The following is a 14,653-nucleotide window of genomic DNA, read 5'->3' as shown; positions in this document are numbered from 1 at the left end:
TACCCTCCTTCAAAACATCGAATGTATAGGTTCATAACATCATAATAGTCAAAAAGTGTTGACTTTATAAATTTTGCACAAGATTTTTGTTTTGTACAAGCAATGATGAACTCAAATTAGATTTGAGATGCACCCATTACACACGACGACGTTTTGGCGGACGGCAACCATTATGTGGAACTGGAGTAACATCTTTAATTGCTGTTACTTCTAGACCTGCAGCTTGAAGTGCACGGATTGCAGCTTCACGACCAGCACCAGGACCTTTAACAGTTACTTCCAACGTCTTCAGACCATGTTCAAGGGATGCTTTTGCAGCAGCCTCTGCAGCCATTTGCGCAGCAAATGGAGTAGATTTACGAGAACCTTTGAATCCAAGTGCACCAGCACTAGACCAAGATACTGCGTTACCTTGCATATCTGTAATCGTTACGATTGTATTGTTAAATGTAGAACGAATGTGTGCAATACCAGATTCGATATTCTTTTTCACACGACGTTTACGTGTTTGTTGTTTACGAGCCATGTTAAGAAGGAACCCCCTTTACTTATTATTTTTTCTTGTTCGCTACAGTTTTACGAGGACCTTTACGCGTACGCGCATTGTTTTTCGTATTTTGACCACGAACAGGTAAACCACGACGGTGACGGATACCACGGAATGAACCGATTTCCATCAAGCGTTTAATGTTAAGTGAAATTTCGCGACGTAAGTCACCTTCCACTTTGTATTTATCTAATTGTTCACGGATTTTGTTTAACTCATCTTCAGTAAGATCGCGAACGCGTGTGTCAGCGTTAACACCAGCAGCAGCTAATACTTTTTGAGATGTTGTTTTACCAATTCCGTAGATGTAAGTTAATGAAATTACCACGCGTTTGTCACGAGGAATATCAACACCAGCAATACGTGCCATACTTTAAGTGCACCTCCTTCTAATTATCCTTGTTTTTGTTTATGTTTAGGATTTTCACAGATTACCATTACTTTACCGCGTCGGCGAATTACTTTACATTTTTCGCAGATCGGTTTCACAGATGGTCTCACTTTCATCTAACCCAACCTCCTTAATAGTCCGGAGTGCAAAAGATTATTTAAAACGGTATGTGATACGACCGCGAGTTAAATCATATGGAGATAACTCGATAGTAACCTTATCTCCTGGTAAAATTCTAATAAAGTGCATACGAATCTTTCCAGATACGTGTGCTAGCACTGTGTGCCCATTTTCTAATTCTACCTTAAACATCGCGTTTGGCAAAGTCTCAACAACTGTTCCTTCGACTTCAATTACATCGTCTTTCGCCATCAATCCTGTCTCCCTTCTATATGCAATTCCCAATTCTCTAACTTACACGAGATAGAGAATTATTGCAACTGTTTTCTTCCAGTAAGAAGCAACTACATTATAAACTTTGGATTGTGAGAGATGTTCGAAAGACGCTCGTCTGGTTTCGCTTCACACAATCCAGGAACGACTAACCGGTTACGGATAAGTCTGGATGAGAGATTCATACCCTTTATACAGATGCTTCCACGAAACCCTAACACTTATTCAAAAGTTGGAAAGTTTCCCACTTTTGTTTGAGTGTATACCGGGCACAATATGCTTTTGCAACTCTCAAAAATAATGTTTTAATGTTGCCCTCCGCACGTCTCCCAAGTAAAGCAGTTTGACTTTCGCCTAATGCCGGGTATCAGCTGCGGCTGCCCTGTAATAAAAGAGCGTCAAGATCAGCAAACACTTTTTCAATGTCTTGCTGTCCATCTATATTTGTTAACACACCTTTTGCTTGATAAAAATCAAGTAAAGGTTGAGCTTGATTCATATTTACTTCCAGACGGTTTGCAACAGTTTCAGGATTATCGTCCGCACGTGTATATAATTCGCCACCATCTTTATCACATTTTCCTTCCACTGCTGGAGGGTTAAATAAGATATGGTATGATGTACCGCAAACTTTACAAATACGACGACCACTTAGACGTGCAACCAGTTCATCTTTTTCAACTTGGATGTTAATTGTATGTTCAATTCTTTTCCCTAGTTCTTCTAAGATGTTATCCAGAGCTTCCGCTTGAGGAACTGTGCGAGGGAATCCGTCTAATAAGAACCCTTTTTCGCAATCATTTTGTGAAAGTCGCTCACGAACGATGCCAATCGTAACTTCATCAGGAACTAATGCCCCTTGATCCATATACGATTTTGCTTTTAAACCAAGTTCAGTGCCATCTTTTATAGCCGCACGGAACATGTCGCCTGTAGAAATATGAGGGATATCGTACTTCTCAACAATTTTGTCTGCTTGAGTACCTTTACCGGCACCAGGCAAACCCATTAAAACGATATTCATACGTTTTGTCTCCCCCTAATACTGCGGGTTAGGAAACAAAGAGTTTCCTAAAACCTGCAAATTATTTCATAAAGCCTTTATAATGACGTTTAACTAATTGAGATTCTAATTGTTTCATTGTTTCTAATGCAACACCGACAACGATAATAACACTAGTTCCACCGATTTGTGCCGTAGCAGGTAGATTCATGAAATTAATAAATAGTATCGGTAATACAGAGATTACAACTAAGAATATAGCACCAACAAATGTTAAACGATATAAAACTTTTGTTAAGTATTCTTGTGTATCATTTCCCGGACGAATACCAGGAATATAAGCACCTTGTTTTTTCAAGTTGTCTGTCAAGTTTTCTGGATTCACTTGAATAAATGCATAGAAGTAGGTAAATGCAACAATCAATGCAATATATATAATCATTCCAACAGGTTTTGTATAATCAAACGTATTTTGAATGAAAGAAGTGATATCATTTTGACCGAAGAATGTAGCTAAAGTTTGAGGTGTAACAATGAACGCTATTGCAAAGATTACCGGAATAACCCCTGCAGCATTTACTTTTAACGGTAAATGAGTTTGTTGTCCACCAACTTGAGCAGTACGTCCCGCAACTCGTTTTGCATATTGAATCGGAATTTTACGCAACGCTTGTTGGAAGTAAATAACACCGACTACAACTGCAAGCATAATCAAAGCAAGTAATACTAGGATAGCAATTCGAATGAATAACTGATCACCAGCATCCTCGATTTGTTGTGCATAAATTTGGTTCACAGTAGTTGGAAGAGCTGCAACAATACCTGCGAAGATAATGATTGAAATACCGTTTCCAACACCATGAGAAGTAATTTGTTCCCCTAACCATAATAAGAAAGCAGTACCACCAGTTAATACAACTGCAATTGTTAAGTATGACAAAACACTTGTGTCTTTAATTAACGATCCACCGTACATTTGATTAAAACCAAATGACATGGCGAAAGCCTGGATGAACGCTAAAACAATTGTTAAATAACGTGTAAACTGTGCAAGCTTACGACGTCCAACATCACCTTGTTTAGCCCATTCTGCAAACTTAGGTACAACATCCATTTGTAATAGTTGAACAATAATGGAAGCAGTAATGTAAGGCATAATTCCCAATGCAAAAATTGAGAAGTTAGACAGTGCACCACCGCCAAATGTATTAAGGAAGCCAATTAAATTAAATTCATCGGCTACCTTTAATACTTCTGAGTCGACGTTTGGTACCGGAATAAAAGTCCCGATACGAAAAACAATCAACATTAAGAGAGTGAAAATGATTTTATTTCGTATATCTCGAACGCGCATAAAGTTTGAGATTGTTTGAAACATTAAATCACCTCAGTTGTTCCGCCAGCGTTCTCGATAGCTTCTTTAGCTGAAGCAGAGAACTTATGAGCTTTCACAGTAAGCTTTTTATTAAGAGTTCCATTACCTAGAATCTTAATGCCAGCTTTTTCACTGCTTACAACTCCAGTTTCTAATAACAATGCAGGTGTTACTTCTGCGCCGTCTTCGAAACGATTTAATGCATCAAGGTTCAAGATAGCGTATTCTTTACGGTTAATGTTCGTAAAGCCACGTTTTGGTAAACGACGGAATAGTGGGTTTTGACCCCCCTCAAATCCAGGACGAACGCCGCCGCCAGAACGAGCGTTTTGACCTTTATGACCTTTACCTGCAGTTTTACCATTACCAGAACCGATACCACGACCAACACGGTTGCGTTCTTTACGAGAACCTTCTGCTGGTTTTAACTCATGAAGTTTCATATAGGTGGCACCTCCTTGTTCAAAGTTTAAAAATTAATTTTCTTTTACAGTAACTAAGTGAGCTACTTTATCAATCATACCACGGATAGCAGCGTTATCAGCTTGTTCAACAGTAGAGTTTACTTTGCGTAAACCTAATGCTTCAATGATTTTACGTTGCCCTGGTTTTGTACCGATCAAAGATTTAGTAAGGGTAATTTCTAATTTATTTGCCATTATAATTCCCCCCCTTAACCTAATAGTTCTTCCACTGATTTACCGCGAAGTTTTGCAACTTCCTCTGCGCGTTTTAATTCATTTAAACCTGCGATAGTTGCACGCACCATGTTAATTGGTGTGTTAGAACCAAGAGATTTTGAAAGAATATCAGTAACACCAGCAAGTTCAAGTACAGCACGTACAGGACCACCAGCAATAACTCCAGTACCAGGAGCTGCAGGTTTAATTAAGATTTGACCTGCTCCGAAGCGACCAACCACGTCATGTGGAGTTGTTCCACCAACAAGTGGCACTTCGATTAAGTTTTTCTTCGCGTCTTCTACAGCTTTGCGGATTGCGTCTGGAACCTCTTGAGCTTTACCAGTACCAAAACCTACATGACCGTTTTTATCACCTACAACAACTAGTGCTGTAAAGCGGAAGCGACGTCCACCTTTAACAACTTTTGCAACGCGGTTAATTGTAACTACGCGTTCTTCAAGTTCAAGTTTGTTTGCGTCAATGCGACTCATGAAGTATGTCCCTCCTTCTTATTAAAATTCTAAGCCGTTTTCACGTGCAGCTTCAGCTAAAGCTTTTACACGTCCATGATATAAGTAACCACCACGGTCAAATACAACAGCAGTAATATTTTTTTCCGCAGCGCGTTTAGCGATTGTTTCACCGATTTTAGTTGCAGCTTCTACATTGCTACCTGCACCCTCAAAACCATTTTCTTGAGTTGATGCACTAACAAGTGTAACACCAGCAACATCGTCAATAATTTGCGCATAAATGTTCTTGTTTGAACGGAATACGTTTAAACGTGGACGCTCAGCAGTACCTGAGATTTTAGAACGTACACGCGCATGACGTTTTTTACGAACTTGATTTTTATCTTGTTTCGTAATCACAGAGGTCACTCCTTTCTAACGCTTCTTAGAGCATTATTTACCTGTTTTACCTTCTTTACGACGTACATATTCGCCTTCATAACGAATACCTTTACCTTTGTATGGCTCTGGTGGACGAACGTCACGAATGTTAGATGCTAAAGCACCAACACGTTCCTTGCTAATACCTTTAACGATCACTTTAGTGTTTGAAGGAACTTCCACTTCTAGACCTTCTTCAGGTGTGAACTCTACTGGATGAGAGTACCCTACGTTTAGAACAAGCTTTTTACCTTGTAATTGCGCACGGTAACCGACACCGATAAGTTCTAGTGAACGAGAGAATCCTTCAGAAACACCAGTTACCATGTTTGCTAATAGCGCACGAGTTGTACCATGGATAGTACGGTGTTCTTTTGATTCAGAAGGACGAACGATCGTAATGATGTTGCCTTCTTGCTCAAATTTCATTTCAGTATTGAATTGACGAGTTAATTCGCCTTTTGGTCCTTTAACAGTAACTGTGTTGTCTTCAGCAACAGTCACAGTAACGTTAGCTGGAACCTCGATTGGTTTTTTACCTACACGAGACATTTAGTTGCACCTCCATTCATATATTACTAATTACCAAATGTAAGCTAAGATTTCTCCGCCAACTTGTTTAGCACGTGCTTCTTTATCAGTTAGTACACCTTGAGAAGTAGATACTAAAGCGATACCTAAACCATTAAGTACTTTTGGTACTTCGTTAGTTTTAGCGTATACACGTAAGCCAGGTTTTGAAATACGTTTTAAACCAGTGATAACACGTTCGTTATCTCTTCCATATTTTAAGAAGATACGGATGATACCTTGCTTATTATCTTCAACATACTCAACATCACGAACGAAACCTTCACGCTTTAAGATTTCAGCGATTTCTTTCTTTAAATTAGAAGCAGGTACTTCTAATTTTTCGTGACGAACCATGTTCGCATTACGGATGCGAGTCAGCATATCTGCAATTGGATCTGACATTGTCATTGATTTTACCTCCTTCCCAATTTCGGGGATTACCAGCTTGCTTTTTTAACGCCAGGAATTTGTCCCTTATATGCAAGTTCACGGAAACAAATACGGCAAAGTTTAAACTTACGATATACTGAATGTGGACGACCACAGCGTTCACAACGTGTATATTCTTGTACTTTAAACTTTTGCTTACGTTGTTGTTTAATGACCATTGATTTTTTAGCCACGTTTTCGCCCTCCTTGTTTTATTACTTTTGGAACGGCATACCGAATTGTGTCAATAACTCGCGAGCTTCTTCGTCAGAATTCGCAGTTGTTACGATCACGATGTCCATACCGCGTACTTTTGAAACTTTATCGTAATCGATCTCTGGGAAAATTAATTGTTCTTTAACACCTAAAGTGTAGTTACCGCGACCATCGAATGATTTTTTAGAAACACCATGGAAGTCACGTACACGTGGAAGTGCGATAGCGATTAATTTATCCAAGAATTCATACATACGTTCACCACGTAATGTAACTTTTGCACCGATTGCCATACCTTCACGTAAGCGGAAACCTGCGATCGATTTTTTAGCTTTAGTTACAACTGGTTTTTGACCAGTGATGATTGTTAATTCTTCTACAGCAGAATCTAATGCTTTAGAGTTTTGTACAGCGTCACCAACACCCATGTTGATTACGATTTTTTCAACTTTTGGCACTTGCATTACTGATTTATATCCAAATTTGCTCATAAGAGCTGGAGAAACTTCTTTTGTATATTTTTCTTTTAGGCGGCTCATGTTCGTACCTCCCTTCTCAATTTACTTATTAGTCGATTACTGCACCTGATTTTTTTGCAACACGAACTTTTTTGCCGTCTTCGATTTTGTAACCTACGCGAGTCGGCTCGCCAGATTTAGGATCGATTAGCATTACGTTCGAAACGTGGATTGCTGCTTCTTGGCTAACAATACCACCTTGTGGGTTTAACTGGTTAGGTTTAACGTGTTTTTTCACAATGTTTACACCTTCAACAAGAACACGGTCTTGTTTAGGGAAAGCTGCTAAAACTACGCCTACTTTACCTTTATCTTTACCAGTGATAACTTTGACTTTGTCACCCTTTTTTACATGCATTATGTGTCGCACCTCCTTGATTGGTACTCTCATGAAATTAAAGAACTTCTGGAGCTAATGAAACGATTTTCATGAAGTTGCTATCACGTAATTCACGAGCAACAGGCCCGAAAATACGAGTTCCGCGTGGTGACTTATCGTCTTTAATGATTACGCAAGCATTTTCATCAAATTTGATATAAGTACCATCTTTACGGCGTACACCAGATTTTGTGCGAACGACAACAGCCTTAACAACGTCACCTTTCTTGACAACGCCTCCTGGTGTTGCTTTCTTAACTGTAACAACTACGATATCTCCGATATTAGCAGTTTTACGGCCAGAACCACCAAGCACTTTAATTGTTAAAACTTCACGTGCACCTGAGTTGTCAGCAACTTTCATACGAGTTTCTTGTTGGATCACTTAGGTTACCTCCCTTCGGAATTTAAATGTTTCCGAAATGTTATTAAATAATAACCGCTTTTTCTACAACTTCCACTAGACGGAAACGTTTAGTAGCTGATAGCGGGCGAGTTTCCATGATACGAACGATATCACCGATTTTCGCTTCGTTTAACTCATCATGAGCCTTGAATTTTTTAGAGTATTTTACACGTTTTCCGTATAATTTGTGTTTCTTATAAGTTTCAACAAGAACAGTTACTGTTTTGTCCATTTTATCTGAAACAACACGGCCTGTGTAAACTTTGCGTTGGTTACGCTCAGTCATTCTTTCAAACCTCCTTATCAGTTATTTGCGCTGATTTCTCTTTCACGAATCACAGTTTTCATGCGCGCAATCGCTTTACGAACTTCGCGAATGCGAGCTGTGTTTTCTAATTGACCAGTCGCCAATTGGAAGCGAAGGTTGAAAAGCTCTTCTTTCAGTGATTTCACTTTTAATTCAATTTCAGAAGTGGCAAGGTCACGGATTTCATTAGCTTTCATTAGATTCACCACCAGTTTCTTGACGTTTAACAACTTTACATTTCACAGGAAGTTTGTGTGATGCTAAACGAAGTGCTTCACGTGCTACCTCTTCAGATACACCTGCAACTTCAAACATTACTTTTCCTGGTTTTACTACTGCTACCCAACCTTCTGGAGAACCTTTACCAGAACCCATACGTACCTCTAGAGGCTTTTTCGTATAAGGTTTATGTGGGAAGATTTTAATCCAAACTTTACCGCCACGTTTCATGTAACGTGTCATAGCGATACGGGCAGATTCGATTTGACGGTTAGTAACCCAGCTAGCTGTTGTAGCTTGTAGGCCCCATTCACCAAATGCAACTTCTTTACCGCCTTTTGCTTCACCACGCATGTTTCCACGGTGTTCACGACGGTATTTTACGCGTTTTGGTAATAACATAATTATTTGCCTCCTTCCACAGAGTTCTTCTTAGTAGGAAGGACTTCACCACGGTAAATCCATACTTTAACACCTAATTTACCATAAGTAGTGTCTGCTTCAGCATGAGCATAGTCGATGTCAGCACGAAGAGTATGAAGTGGAACTGTTCCTTCACTATAATGTTCAGCACGCGCGATATCAGCGCCACCTAAACGTCCAGATACTTGTGTTTTAATTCCTTTTGCACCAGCACGGATTGTGCGTTGGATTGCTTGTTTTTGAGCACGGCGGAATGATACGCGGTTCTCAAGTTGACGAGCGATGTTTTCTGCTACTAAACGAGCATCAAGATCAGCTTTTTTGATTTCTACGATATTAATGTGTACACGTTTGCCAGTTAAATCGTTAAGGTATTTACGTAAGTTTTCAACTTCTGTACCGCCTTTACCGATTACCATACCTGGTTTCGCTGTGTGAATTGTAATGTTTACGCGGTTTGCTGCGCGTTCGATTTCTACTTTAGATACAGATGCATCTTTTAAAGCAGCTTCGATATATTTACGAATTTTAATATCTTCGTGAAGTAATGTCGCATAGTCTTTTTCAGCGTACCATTTTGACTCCCAATCACGAATAATACCAACTCGTAGTCCTATTGGATGTACTTTTTGACCCACGGATTAACCCTCCTTCTTCTCAGATACCACAACAGTAATGTGGCTTGTGCGTTTGTTAATTGCGCTTGCACGTCCTTGTGCACGTGGACGGAAACGTTTTAATGTTGGACCTTCGTCAACAAAGATTTCAGAAACAACTAAGTTGTTTACATCTAATTCATAGTTGTGCTCAGCGTTAGCAACTGCAGATTTTAATACTTTCTCAACGACTGGAGACGCCGCTTTTGGAGTATGACGTAAAATTGCAACTGCTTCACCAACTTGCTTACCTCTGATTAAGTCTACTACTAGACGAACTTTACGAGGAGCGATGCGCACTGTGCGAGCGATAGCTTTAGCTTGTGTCATTAGGATTTACCTCCTTCCAAAATTAGCGTCTTGTTTTCTTGTCATCTGCACCGTGACCTTTATAAGTACGTGTTGGTGCGAATTCGCCTAACTTGTGACCTACCATATCTTCTGTCACGTATACAGGAACATGTTTACGTCCATCATATACAGCGATTGTTAATCCGATGAAGTTCGGGAAGATAGTAGAACGGCGAGACCAAGTTTTAATAACTTGTTTTTTCTCAGAACTCTCTTGTGCTTCAACCTTTTTCATTAAGTGGTCATCGACAAAAGGTCCTTTTTTCAAGCTGCGACCCATTTAGGAACCTCCCTTTCGTGACTCACCACGGCACGACTAGCGAACCGCAGTACAATCACATTATTTTTTGCGAGAACGAATAATTAACTTATTAGTTTTGTTTTTCTTCTTGCGAGTTTTGTAACCAAGAGCTGGTTTGCCCCATGGTGTCATTGGAGATTTACGTCCGATTGGAGAACGTCCTTCACCACCACCGTGTGGGTGATCATTAGGGTTCATTACAGAACCACGAACTGTTGGGCGTTTACCTAACCAACGAGTACGACCTGCTTTACCGATGTGGATAAGCTCATGTTGTTCGTTACCAACTTGACCGATTGTAGCACGGCAAGTAGCAAGTACTAAACGAACTTCACCAGATTGTAGACGGATGATTACGTATTTGCCTTCACGACCAAGTACTTGTGCAGAAGTACCAGCAGAACGTACTAATTGACCGCCTTTACCAGGTTTTAATTCGATGTTATGGATTGTTGTACCCATTGGAATGTTTGCTAATGGTAAAGCGTTACCCACTTTAATATCAGCATCTGGACCAGAAACGATTGTTTGACCAACTTCCAATCCTTTTGGAGCTAAGATGTAACGTTTTTCTCCGTCAGCATAATTGATTAATGCGATGTTTGCAGAACGGTTTGGATCATATTCGATTGTGGCAACGCGTCCTGGGATACCGTCTTTAATACGTTTAAAGTCGATTACGCGGTATTGTTTCTTGTGACCACCACCGTGATGACGAACAGTAATTTTACCTTGGTTATTACGACCAGCTTTGCGTTTTTTTGGAGCTAATAATGACTTTTCAGGCTTATTAGTTGTGATTTCCGCAAAGTCAGATGACGTCATATTACGACGACCATTTGAGGTTGGTTTATACTTTTTAATCGCCATTTGTTTTCCCTCCTTCTTGAATGTTAAAAATCTAGTTCTTTATAGGAATTAGATATCAAATATTTCGATTTCTTTGCTATCAGCAGTTAATTTAACGATTGCTTTACGACGTTTGTTTGTGTATCCGCCAAATTTACCAACACGTTTGAATTTACCTTTATAGTTCATGATATTAACTTTATCAACTTTTACATCAAAGATTTCTTCTACAGCATCTTTAACTTGAGTTTTGTTTGCACGAACGTCAACTTCAAAAGTGTATTTTTTCTCAGCCATAAGCTCAGAAGAACGCTCAGTAATGACCGGACGTTTTAAGATATCACGTGCTTCCATTATCCAAGCACCTCCTCAACTTTTTCTACTGCAGCTTTTGTGAATACAACTTTTTCATGACCTAGAAGGTCAAGAACGTTAATTCCGTTAGCTGTTACTACCGTTACGCCAGGGATGTTACGAGCAGATAATGCTACGTTTTCATTTAATTCAGCAGTAACGAACAATGCTTTTGAATCAATGTTTAGGTTACCTAAAATTGAAACGAAGTCTTTAGTTTTTGGTGCATCTAATTGTAATGCATCAAGAACTACGAAGTTTTGTTCTCCAACTTTAGCTGATAAAGCTGATTTAAGAGCTAAACGGCGAACTTTCTTCGGTAATTTATAAGAATAGCTACGTGGAGTTGGACCGAATACGATACCACCGCCGCGCCATTGTGGAGAGCGGATTGAACCTTGACGTGCACGACCAGTTCCTTTTTGACGCCATGGTTTACGTCCACCACCAGCAACTTCAGAACGGTTTTTTACTTTATGATTACCTTGACGTAGAGAAGCGCGTTGAGCGATTACTGCGTCGAATAATACTGCTTCGTTTGGCTCGATTCCAAAAATCGTATCGTTTAATTCGATTTCGCCAACTGAAGCACCTGTTTGACTAAGTACAGATACCTTTGTCATTCCTGTTTCCTCCTTTCTTCGAGAAATTATTTAGATTTTACAGCTGTTTTAACTGTAACTAATGCTTTTTTAGAACCAGGAACATTACCTTTAACAAGTAGTAAGTTACGCTCTGCGTCAACTTTAACGATTTCTAAGTTTTGGATTGTAACTACATTTCCACCCATTTGACCAGGTAATTTCTTTTGTTTGAATACGCGATTCGGAGCAACTGGACCCATTGAACCAGGACGACGGTGGTAACGAGAACCGTGGGCCATTGGTCCACGAGATTGTCCGTGGCGTTTGATAACACCTTGGAAACCTTTACCTTTAGTAACGCCTGTTACGTCTACTACATCGCCTTCTGCGAAAATTTCTACTTTGACTTCTTGACCAACTTCGTATTCTCCAACGTTTACGTTACGGAATTCACGAATGAAGCGCTTAGGAGCAGTATTCGCTTTTGCTACGTGACCTTGTTCTGGTTTGTTAGAAAGCTTAACGCGCTTATCTTCAAAACCAACTTGGATTGCTTCGTAGCCATCAGTTTCAACAGTTTTCTTTTGAAGTACTACGTTTGCAGAAGCTTCAATTACTGTTACTGGGATTAAATCGCCATTCTCAGCGAAAACTTGAGTCATACCAATTTTTCTACCTAAGATTCCTTTAGTCATTTGTCACACCTCCTGTGATTATTAAAAAGTTCTATTTGTTTTTACCATTAAAGTTTGATTTCAATATCAACGCCAGATGGTAAATCAAGTTTCATTAACGCGTCAACAGTTTGTGGTGTTGGGTTAATGATGTCGATTAAACGTTTATGCGTACGCATTTCGAATTGTTCACGAGAATCTTTGTACTTGTGAACCGCACGAAGAATTGTGTACACAGACTTTTCAGTTGGTAACGGAATCGGACCTGATACACTTGCACCTGAACGTTTAGCAGTTTCCACAATTTTCTCAGCAGATTGATCTAAAACACGGTGATCATACGCTTTTAAACGGATACGAATCTTTTGTTTTGCCATTATTTTCCCTCCTTCTCGCCTATTTTCTAGACATTCTCCACGAAAATTTCCCACACACGCGCCATGGCAAAGCGGCCGGGTGTGTCGGCAACCTCTCGCTTCATCGCAGTCAAAGACCAACATTCAACATTATATACAATAAAAAACGAATGTGCAAGTACTTTTTACAAATTCATTTTTATTGATAAGTTTTAGATGTCGCTTTTTCAAGCCGATATTTAGTATATAAGAATTTATACAGTATATCAATTAAAATCTTCAATAATTTTTATGGTAATTCGAGTTTTGTTTTCCTTTTAAATGTAATACAAATTATAGAACAAACATTACTGCAATCCATCCAAAAATAATTAATGGTATGTTGTAGAAAACAAACGTCGGTACACATGTATCCCAAATGTGATTGTGCTGTCCATCTACATTTAAACCAGATGTCGGACCTAATGTTGAGTCAGAAGCAGGGGAACCAGCATCTCCTAAAGCACCAGCTGTTCCAATTAGCGATATAATTGCCATTTCACTTAATCCAAGCTCTAAACATAACGGTACAAAGATTGCTGCAATAATAGGAATTGTTGCAAAGGATGATCCAATCCCCATCGTAACAACTAACCCGATGAACAGCATAAGTAAAACTGCTAAACTAACATTTCCATTTAATATGCTTAACGTACTTTTCACTAGAGTTTCTACATCTCCTGTTGCATTAATTACTGATGAGAAGCCATTCGCAGAAATAATAACAAATCCAACGAACGCCATCATACGCATTCCATCTGACAAGATTAAATCCGCTTCATTCCATTTTAATGCCCCTGTTACATATAGAATTAATATCCCACATAATGCACCTATAATCATCGATCCTGTTGCTACTTGGATAACAACTGCGCCTATTAAGGAAACAATAGTAAATAGAACTGTTTTATTATCTATCTTAACTTGAAGTTTGTCTTCCTCTATATCGACTTGATTATATTTACGTGGCTTTCGATAGACGTAAAATGCTATAGCTAATCCTACTACCATACCTAAAGCTGGTATCGCCATTGCTTTAGAAATATCAGAAGTCTTAATCTCTAAACCTGATAGCCCAATTTGAGTAGCAACTATATCTTGATAAATGGCACCAAATCCGTACGGTAAGAAGATATACGGCGTAATTAACCCGAACGTGATAATACATGCTATTAATCGACGATCCACTTCTAATAAGTTTAAAATTTTTAAAATAGGTGGTACTAATAAAGGTACGAACGCAATATGAATTGGAATTAAGTTTTGAGAGAAGATTGCCATTAATAGCAGGAAGAAAAAGATTACTACTTTTCCTAATGCTTTATTTTTTGAATCTCCTTCTTTTCTTACAATTTTCAAAATACCTGATATAAGTAATTCTGTGATACCAGTTTTTGAAATCGCGACTGCGAAACCTCCAAGTAAACCATAGCTCAATGCTACTTGTGCACCGCCACCTAATCCATTATTAAAAGCCTCTATTGTCTCGGTTATAGACAACCCGCCTGATAACCCACCAATAACTGCTCCAATTACAAGTGATAATACAACATTGACTCTGAGTAAACTTAACAACAACATAACAATAACTGCTACTAAAACAGCATTCATAAATAATCCCTCTTACTTTCATTTGCTAAATTGCTAAATTGGCAACGTGTTAAAGTCTAACTGCTCGATAATATAATGTCAATATAAGAAAAAGCCACTATAAATTCCTGAAATATTCGGAAT

28 protein-coding genes are annotated in these 14,653 nt (G+C 39.0%); all 28 read right to left on the bottom strand.

Annotation, left to right across the window (positions count from 1 at the left end; all coding sequences use genetic code 11):
* Positions 1-136: 136 nt before the first annotated feature.
* Positions 137-526 carry a 30S ribosomal protein S11 gene (gene rpsK, locus CRO00_RS09735; protein ID WP_097073494.1) on the bottom strand — a complete coding sequence of 130 codons (390 nt, stop codon included), beginning with the start codon at positions 524-526 and terminating at the stop codon, positions 137-139.
* A gap of 25 nt (positions 527-551) precedes the next feature.
* Positions 552-917, bottom strand: coding sequence for a 30S ribosomal protein S13 (rpsM, locus tag CRO00_RS09730; RefSeq protein ID WP_097073493.1), 366 nt, complete (start codon positions 915-917; stop codon positions 552-554).
* A 23-nt stretch (positions 918-940) separates the two neighbouring features.
* Positions 941-1,054, bottom strand: a complete 114-nt coding sequence (gene rpmJ, locus CRO00_RS09725) for a 50S ribosomal protein L36 (protein ID WP_000868344.1) — start codon at positions 1,052-1,054, stop codon at positions 941-943.
* A gap of 37 nt (positions 1,055-1,091) precedes the next feature.
* Complete coding sequence (infA, locus tag CRO00_RS09720) at positions 1,092-1,310, bottom strand: translation initiation factor IF-1 (RefSeq protein WP_016839390.1); 219 nt, start codon at positions 1,308-1,310, stop codon at positions 1,092-1,094.
* Positions 1,311-1,698: 388 nt separating this feature from the next.
* Positions 1,699-2,355, bottom strand: coding sequence for an adenylate kinase (locus CRO00_RS09715; protein WP_097073492.1), 657 nt, complete (start codon positions 2,353-2,355; stop codon positions 1,699-1,701).
* A gap of 61 nt (positions 2,356-2,416) precedes the next feature.
* The gene (gene secY / locus CRO00_RS09710) at positions 2,417-3,712 is read right to left on the bottom strand and encodes a preprotein translocase subunit SecY (RefSeq protein WP_097073491.1); all 1,296 of its coding nucleotides are present in this window, start codon (positions 3,710-3,712) and stop codon (positions 2,417-2,419) included.
* Positions 3,712-4,152: a 50S ribosomal protein L15 gene (rplO, locus tag CRO00_RS09705; protein WP_097073490.1), complete on the bottom strand. Its 441-nt coding sequence runs from the start codon at positions 4,150-4,152 to the stop codon at positions 3,712-3,714. Before rplO ends, secY begins: the two co-directional genes overlap by 1 nt.
* A 33-nt stretch (positions 4,153-4,185) precedes the next feature.
* Positions 4,186-4,368 (bottom strand): 50S ribosomal protein L30, encoded by a 183-nt coding sequence (gene rpmD, locus CRO00_RS09700; protein WP_097073489.1) that lies wholly within the window; start codon positions 4,366-4,368, stop codon positions 4,186-4,188.
* 14 nt (positions 4,369-4,382) lie between these two features.
* Positions 4,383-4,883, bottom strand: coding sequence for a 30S ribosomal protein S5 (rpsE, locus tag CRO00_RS09695; protein WP_097073488.1), 501 nt, complete (start codon positions 4,881-4,883; stop codon positions 4,383-4,385).
* Between the two features lie 21 nt (positions 4,884-4,904).
* Positions 4,905-5,264, bottom strand: coding sequence for a 50S ribosomal protein L18 (gene rplR, locus CRO00_RS09690; RefSeq protein WP_097073487.1), 360 nt, complete (start codon positions 5,262-5,264; stop codon positions 4,905-4,907).
* A 33-nt stretch (positions 5,265-5,297) separates the two neighbouring features.
* Positions 5,298-5,837, bottom strand: a complete 540-nt coding sequence (gene rplF / locus CRO00_RS09685; RefSeq protein WP_097073486.1) for a 50S ribosomal protein L6 — start codon at positions 5,835-5,837, stop codon at positions 5,298-5,300.
* Between the two features lie 30 nt (positions 5,838-5,867).
* Positions 5,868-6,266, bottom strand: a complete 399-nt coding sequence (rpsH, locus tag CRO00_RS09680; protein ID WP_097073485.1) for a 30S ribosomal protein S8 — start codon at positions 6,264-6,266, stop codon at positions 5,868-5,870.
* A gap of 29 nt (positions 6,267-6,295) precedes the next feature.
* Positions 6,296-6,481 carry a type Z 30S ribosomal protein S14 gene (locus tag CRO00_RS09675; RefSeq protein WP_097073484.1) on the bottom strand — a complete coding sequence of 62 codons (186 nt, stop codon included), beginning with the start codon at positions 6,479-6,481 and terminating at the stop codon, positions 6,296-6,298.
* A gap of 21 nt (positions 6,482-6,502) precedes the next feature.
* Positions 6,503-7,042 (bottom strand): 50S ribosomal protein L5, encoded by a 540-nt coding sequence (gene rplE, locus CRO00_RS09670; RefSeq protein WP_097073483.1) that lies wholly within the window; start codon positions 7,040-7,042, stop codon positions 6,503-6,505.
* 28 nt (positions 7,043-7,070) lie between these two features.
* Positions 7,071-7,379: a 50S ribosomal protein L24 gene (rplX, locus tag CRO00_RS09665; RefSeq protein WP_141396956.1), complete on the bottom strand. Its 309-nt coding sequence runs from the start codon at positions 7,377-7,379 to the stop codon at positions 7,071-7,073.
* A 37-nt stretch (positions 7,380-7,416) separates the two neighbouring features.
* Complete coding sequence (gene rplN / locus CRO00_RS09660) at positions 7,417-7,785, bottom strand: 50S ribosomal protein L14 (protein WP_097073481.1); 369 nt, start codon at positions 7,783-7,785, stop codon at positions 7,417-7,419.
* Between the two features lie 43 nt (positions 7,786-7,828).
* On the bottom strand, positions 7,829-8,092 hold the full coding sequence (gene rpsQ, locus CRO00_RS09655; protein WP_036200740.1) for a 30S ribosomal protein S17: 264 nt from the start codon (positions 8,090-8,092) through the stop codon (positions 7,829-7,831).
* A gap of 17 nt (positions 8,093-8,109) precedes the next feature.
* Entirely contained in the window at positions 8,110-8,310 is a 201-nt protein-coding gene (gene rpmC / locus CRO00_RS09650; RefSeq protein ID WP_004233646.1) for a 50S ribosomal protein L29, read from the bottom strand.
* Complete coding sequence (rplP, locus tag CRO00_RS09645) at positions 8,300-8,734, bottom strand: 50S ribosomal protein L16 (RefSeq protein WP_097073480.1); 435 nt, start codon at positions 8,732-8,734, stop codon at positions 8,300-8,302. Before rplP ends, rpmC begins: the two co-directional genes overlap by 11 nt.
* Before the next feature lie 2 nt (positions 8,735-8,736).
* A complete protein-coding gene (gene rpsC, locus CRO00_RS09640; protein WP_097073479.1) occupies positions 8,737-9,393 on the bottom strand; it encodes a 30S ribosomal protein S3 in 657 nt (218 codons plus the stop codon).
* Between the two features lie 3 nt (positions 9,394-9,396).
* Positions 9,397-9,741 carry a 50S ribosomal protein L22 gene (rplV, locus tag CRO00_RS09635; RefSeq protein ID WP_036183146.1) on the bottom strand — a complete coding sequence of 115 codons (345 nt, stop codon included), beginning with the start codon at positions 9,739-9,741 and terminating at the stop codon, positions 9,397-9,399.
* 22 nt (positions 9,742-9,763) lie between these two features.
* Positions 9,764-10,042 carry a 30S ribosomal protein S19 gene (gene rpsS, locus CRO00_RS09630; RefSeq protein WP_036200750.1) on the bottom strand — a complete coding sequence of 93 codons (279 nt, stop codon included), beginning with the start codon at positions 10,040-10,042 and terminating at the stop codon, positions 9,764-9,766.
* Positions 10,043-10,102: 60 nt separating this feature from the next.
* A complete protein-coding gene (gene rplB / locus CRO00_RS09625; RefSeq protein ID WP_097073478.1) occupies positions 10,103-10,933 on the bottom strand; it encodes a 50S ribosomal protein L2 in 831 nt (276 codons plus the stop codon).
* A gap of 48 nt (positions 10,934-10,981) precedes the next feature.
* Entirely contained in the window at positions 10,982-11,266 is a 285-nt protein-coding gene (gene rplW / locus CRO00_RS09620) for a 50S ribosomal protein L23 (protein WP_097073477.1), read from the bottom strand.
* Positions 11,266-11,889 carry a 50S ribosomal protein L4 gene (gene rplD / locus CRO00_RS09615; protein ID WP_097073476.1) on the bottom strand — a complete coding sequence of 208 codons (624 nt, stop codon included), beginning with the start codon at positions 11,887-11,889 and terminating at the stop codon, positions 11,266-11,268. The genes rplW and rplD overlap by 1 nt, the downstream gene beginning before the upstream one ends.
* A 26-nt stretch (positions 11,890-11,915) precedes the next feature.
* Complete coding sequence (rplC, locus tag CRO00_RS09610; RefSeq protein WP_097073475.1) at positions 11,916-12,545, bottom strand: 50S ribosomal protein L3; 630 nt, start codon at positions 12,543-12,545, stop codon at positions 11,916-11,918.
* A 47-nt stretch (positions 12,546-12,592) separates the two neighbouring features.
* Complete coding sequence (rpsJ, locus tag CRO00_RS09605; RefSeq protein WP_036172433.1) at positions 12,593-12,901, bottom strand: 30S ribosomal protein S10; 309 nt, start codon at positions 12,899-12,901, stop codon at positions 12,593-12,595.
* Positions 12,902-13,213: 312 nt separating this feature from the next.
* A complete protein-coding gene (locus tag CRO00_RS09600) occupies positions 13,214-14,530 on the bottom strand; it encodes a Na+/H+ antiporter family protein (RefSeq protein ID WP_097073474.1) in 1,317 nt (438 codons plus the stop codon).
* Positions 14,531-14,653 lie beyond the last annotated feature (123 nt).

It is taken from the genome of Ureibacillus xyleni (assembly GCF_900217795.1).
Taxonomy (GTDB): domain Bacteria; phylum Bacillota; class Bacilli; order Bacillales_A; family Planococcaceae; genus Ureibacillus; species Ureibacillus xyleni.
Note: the sequence above shows the minus strand (reverse complement) of the source record. Positions and strands in the feature narration are given on the sequence as shown.

Excerpts from the sequence above, each read along its gene's own strand:
- rpsK (WP_097073494.1), bottom strand. The coding sequence starts at position 526 with ATGGCTCGTAAACAACAAACACGTAAACGTCGTGTGAAAAAGAATATC.
- rpsM (WP_097073493.1), bottom strand. The coding sequence starts at position 917 with ATGGCACGTATTGCTGGTGTTGATATTCCTCGTGACAAACGCGTGGTA.
- rpmJ (WP_000868344.1), bottom strand. The coding sequence starts at position 1,054 with ATGAAAGTGAGACCATCTGTGAAACCGATCTGCGAAAAATGTAAAGTA.
- infA (WP_016839390.1), bottom strand. The coding sequence starts at position 1,310 with ATGGCGAAAGACGATGTAATTGAAGTCGAAGGAACAGTTGTTGAGACT.
- CRO00_RS09715 (WP_097073492.1), bottom strand. The coding sequence starts at position 2,355 with ATGAATATCGTTTTAATGGGTTTGCCTGGTGCCGGTAAAGGTACTCAA.
- secY (WP_097073491.1), bottom strand. The coding sequence starts at position 3,712 with ATGTTTCAAACAATCTCAAACTTTATGCGCGTTCGAGATATACGAAAT.
- rplO (WP_097073490.1), bottom strand. The coding sequence starts at position 4,152 with ATGAAACTTCATGAGTTAAAACCAGCAGAAGGTTCTCGTAAAGAACGC.
- rpmD (WP_097073489.1), bottom strand. The coding sequence starts at position 4,368 with ATGGCAAATAAATTAGAAATTACCCTTACTAAATCTTTGATCGGTACA.
- rpsE (WP_097073488.1), bottom strand. The coding sequence starts at position 4,883 with ATGAGTCGCATTGACGCAAACAAACTTGAACTTGAAGAACGCGTAGTT.
- rplF (WP_097073486.1), bottom strand. The coding sequence starts at position 5,837 with ATGTCTCGTGTAGGTAAAAAACCAATCGAGGTTCCAGCTAACGTTACT.
- rpsH (WP_097073485.1), bottom strand. The coding sequence starts at position 6,266 with ATGACAATGTCAGATCCAATTGCAGATATGCTGACTCGCATCCGTAAT.
- rplE (WP_097073483.1), bottom strand. The coding sequence starts at position 7,042 with ATGAGCCGCCTAAAAGAAAAATATACAAAAGAAGTTTCTCCAGCTCTT.
- rplX (WP_141396956.1), bottom strand. The coding sequence starts at position 7,379 with ATGCATGTAAAAAAGGGTGACAAAGTCAAAGTTATCACTGGTAAAGAT.
- rpsQ (WP_036200740.1), bottom strand. The coding sequence starts at position 8,092 with ATGACTGAGCGTAACCAACGCAAAGTTTACACAGGCCGTGTTGTTTCA.
- rpmC (WP_004233646.1), bottom strand. The coding sequence starts at position 8,310 with ATGAAAGCTAATGAAATCCGTGACCTTGCCACTTCTGAAATTGAATTA.
- rplP (WP_097073480.1), bottom strand. The coding sequence starts at position 8,734 with ATGTTATTACCAAAACGCGTAAAATACCGTCGTGAACACCGTGGAAAC.
- rplV (WP_036183146.1), bottom strand. The coding sequence starts at position 9,741 with ATGACACAAGCTAAAGCTATCGCTCGCACAGTGCGCATCGCTCCTCGT.
- rpsS (WP_036200750.1), bottom strand. The coding sequence starts at position 10,042 with ATGGGTCGCAGCTTGAAAAAAGGACCTTTTGTCGATGACCACTTAATG.
- rplB (WP_097073478.1), bottom strand. The coding sequence starts at position 10,933 with ATGGCGATTAAAAAGTATAAACCAACCTCAAATGGTCGTCGTAATATG.
- rplW (WP_097073477.1), bottom strand. The coding sequence starts at position 11,266 with ATGGAAGCACGTGATATCTTAAAACGTCCGGTCATTACTGAGCGTTCT.
- rplD (WP_097073476.1), bottom strand. The coding sequence starts at position 11,889 with ATGACAAAGGTATCTGTACTTAGTCAAACAGGTGCTTCAGTTGGCGAA.
- rplC (WP_097073475.1), bottom strand. The coding sequence starts at position 12,545 with ATGACTAAAGGAATCTTAGGTAGAAAAATTGGTATGACTCAAGTTTTC.
- rpsJ (WP_036172433.1), bottom strand. The coding sequence starts at position 12,901 with ATGGCAAAACAAAAGATTCGTATCCGTTTAAAAGCGTATGATCACCGT.
- CRO00_RS09600 (WP_097073474.1), bottom strand. The coding sequence starts at position 14,530 with ATGAATGCTGTTTTAGTAGCAGTTATTGTTATGTTGTTGTTAAGTTTA.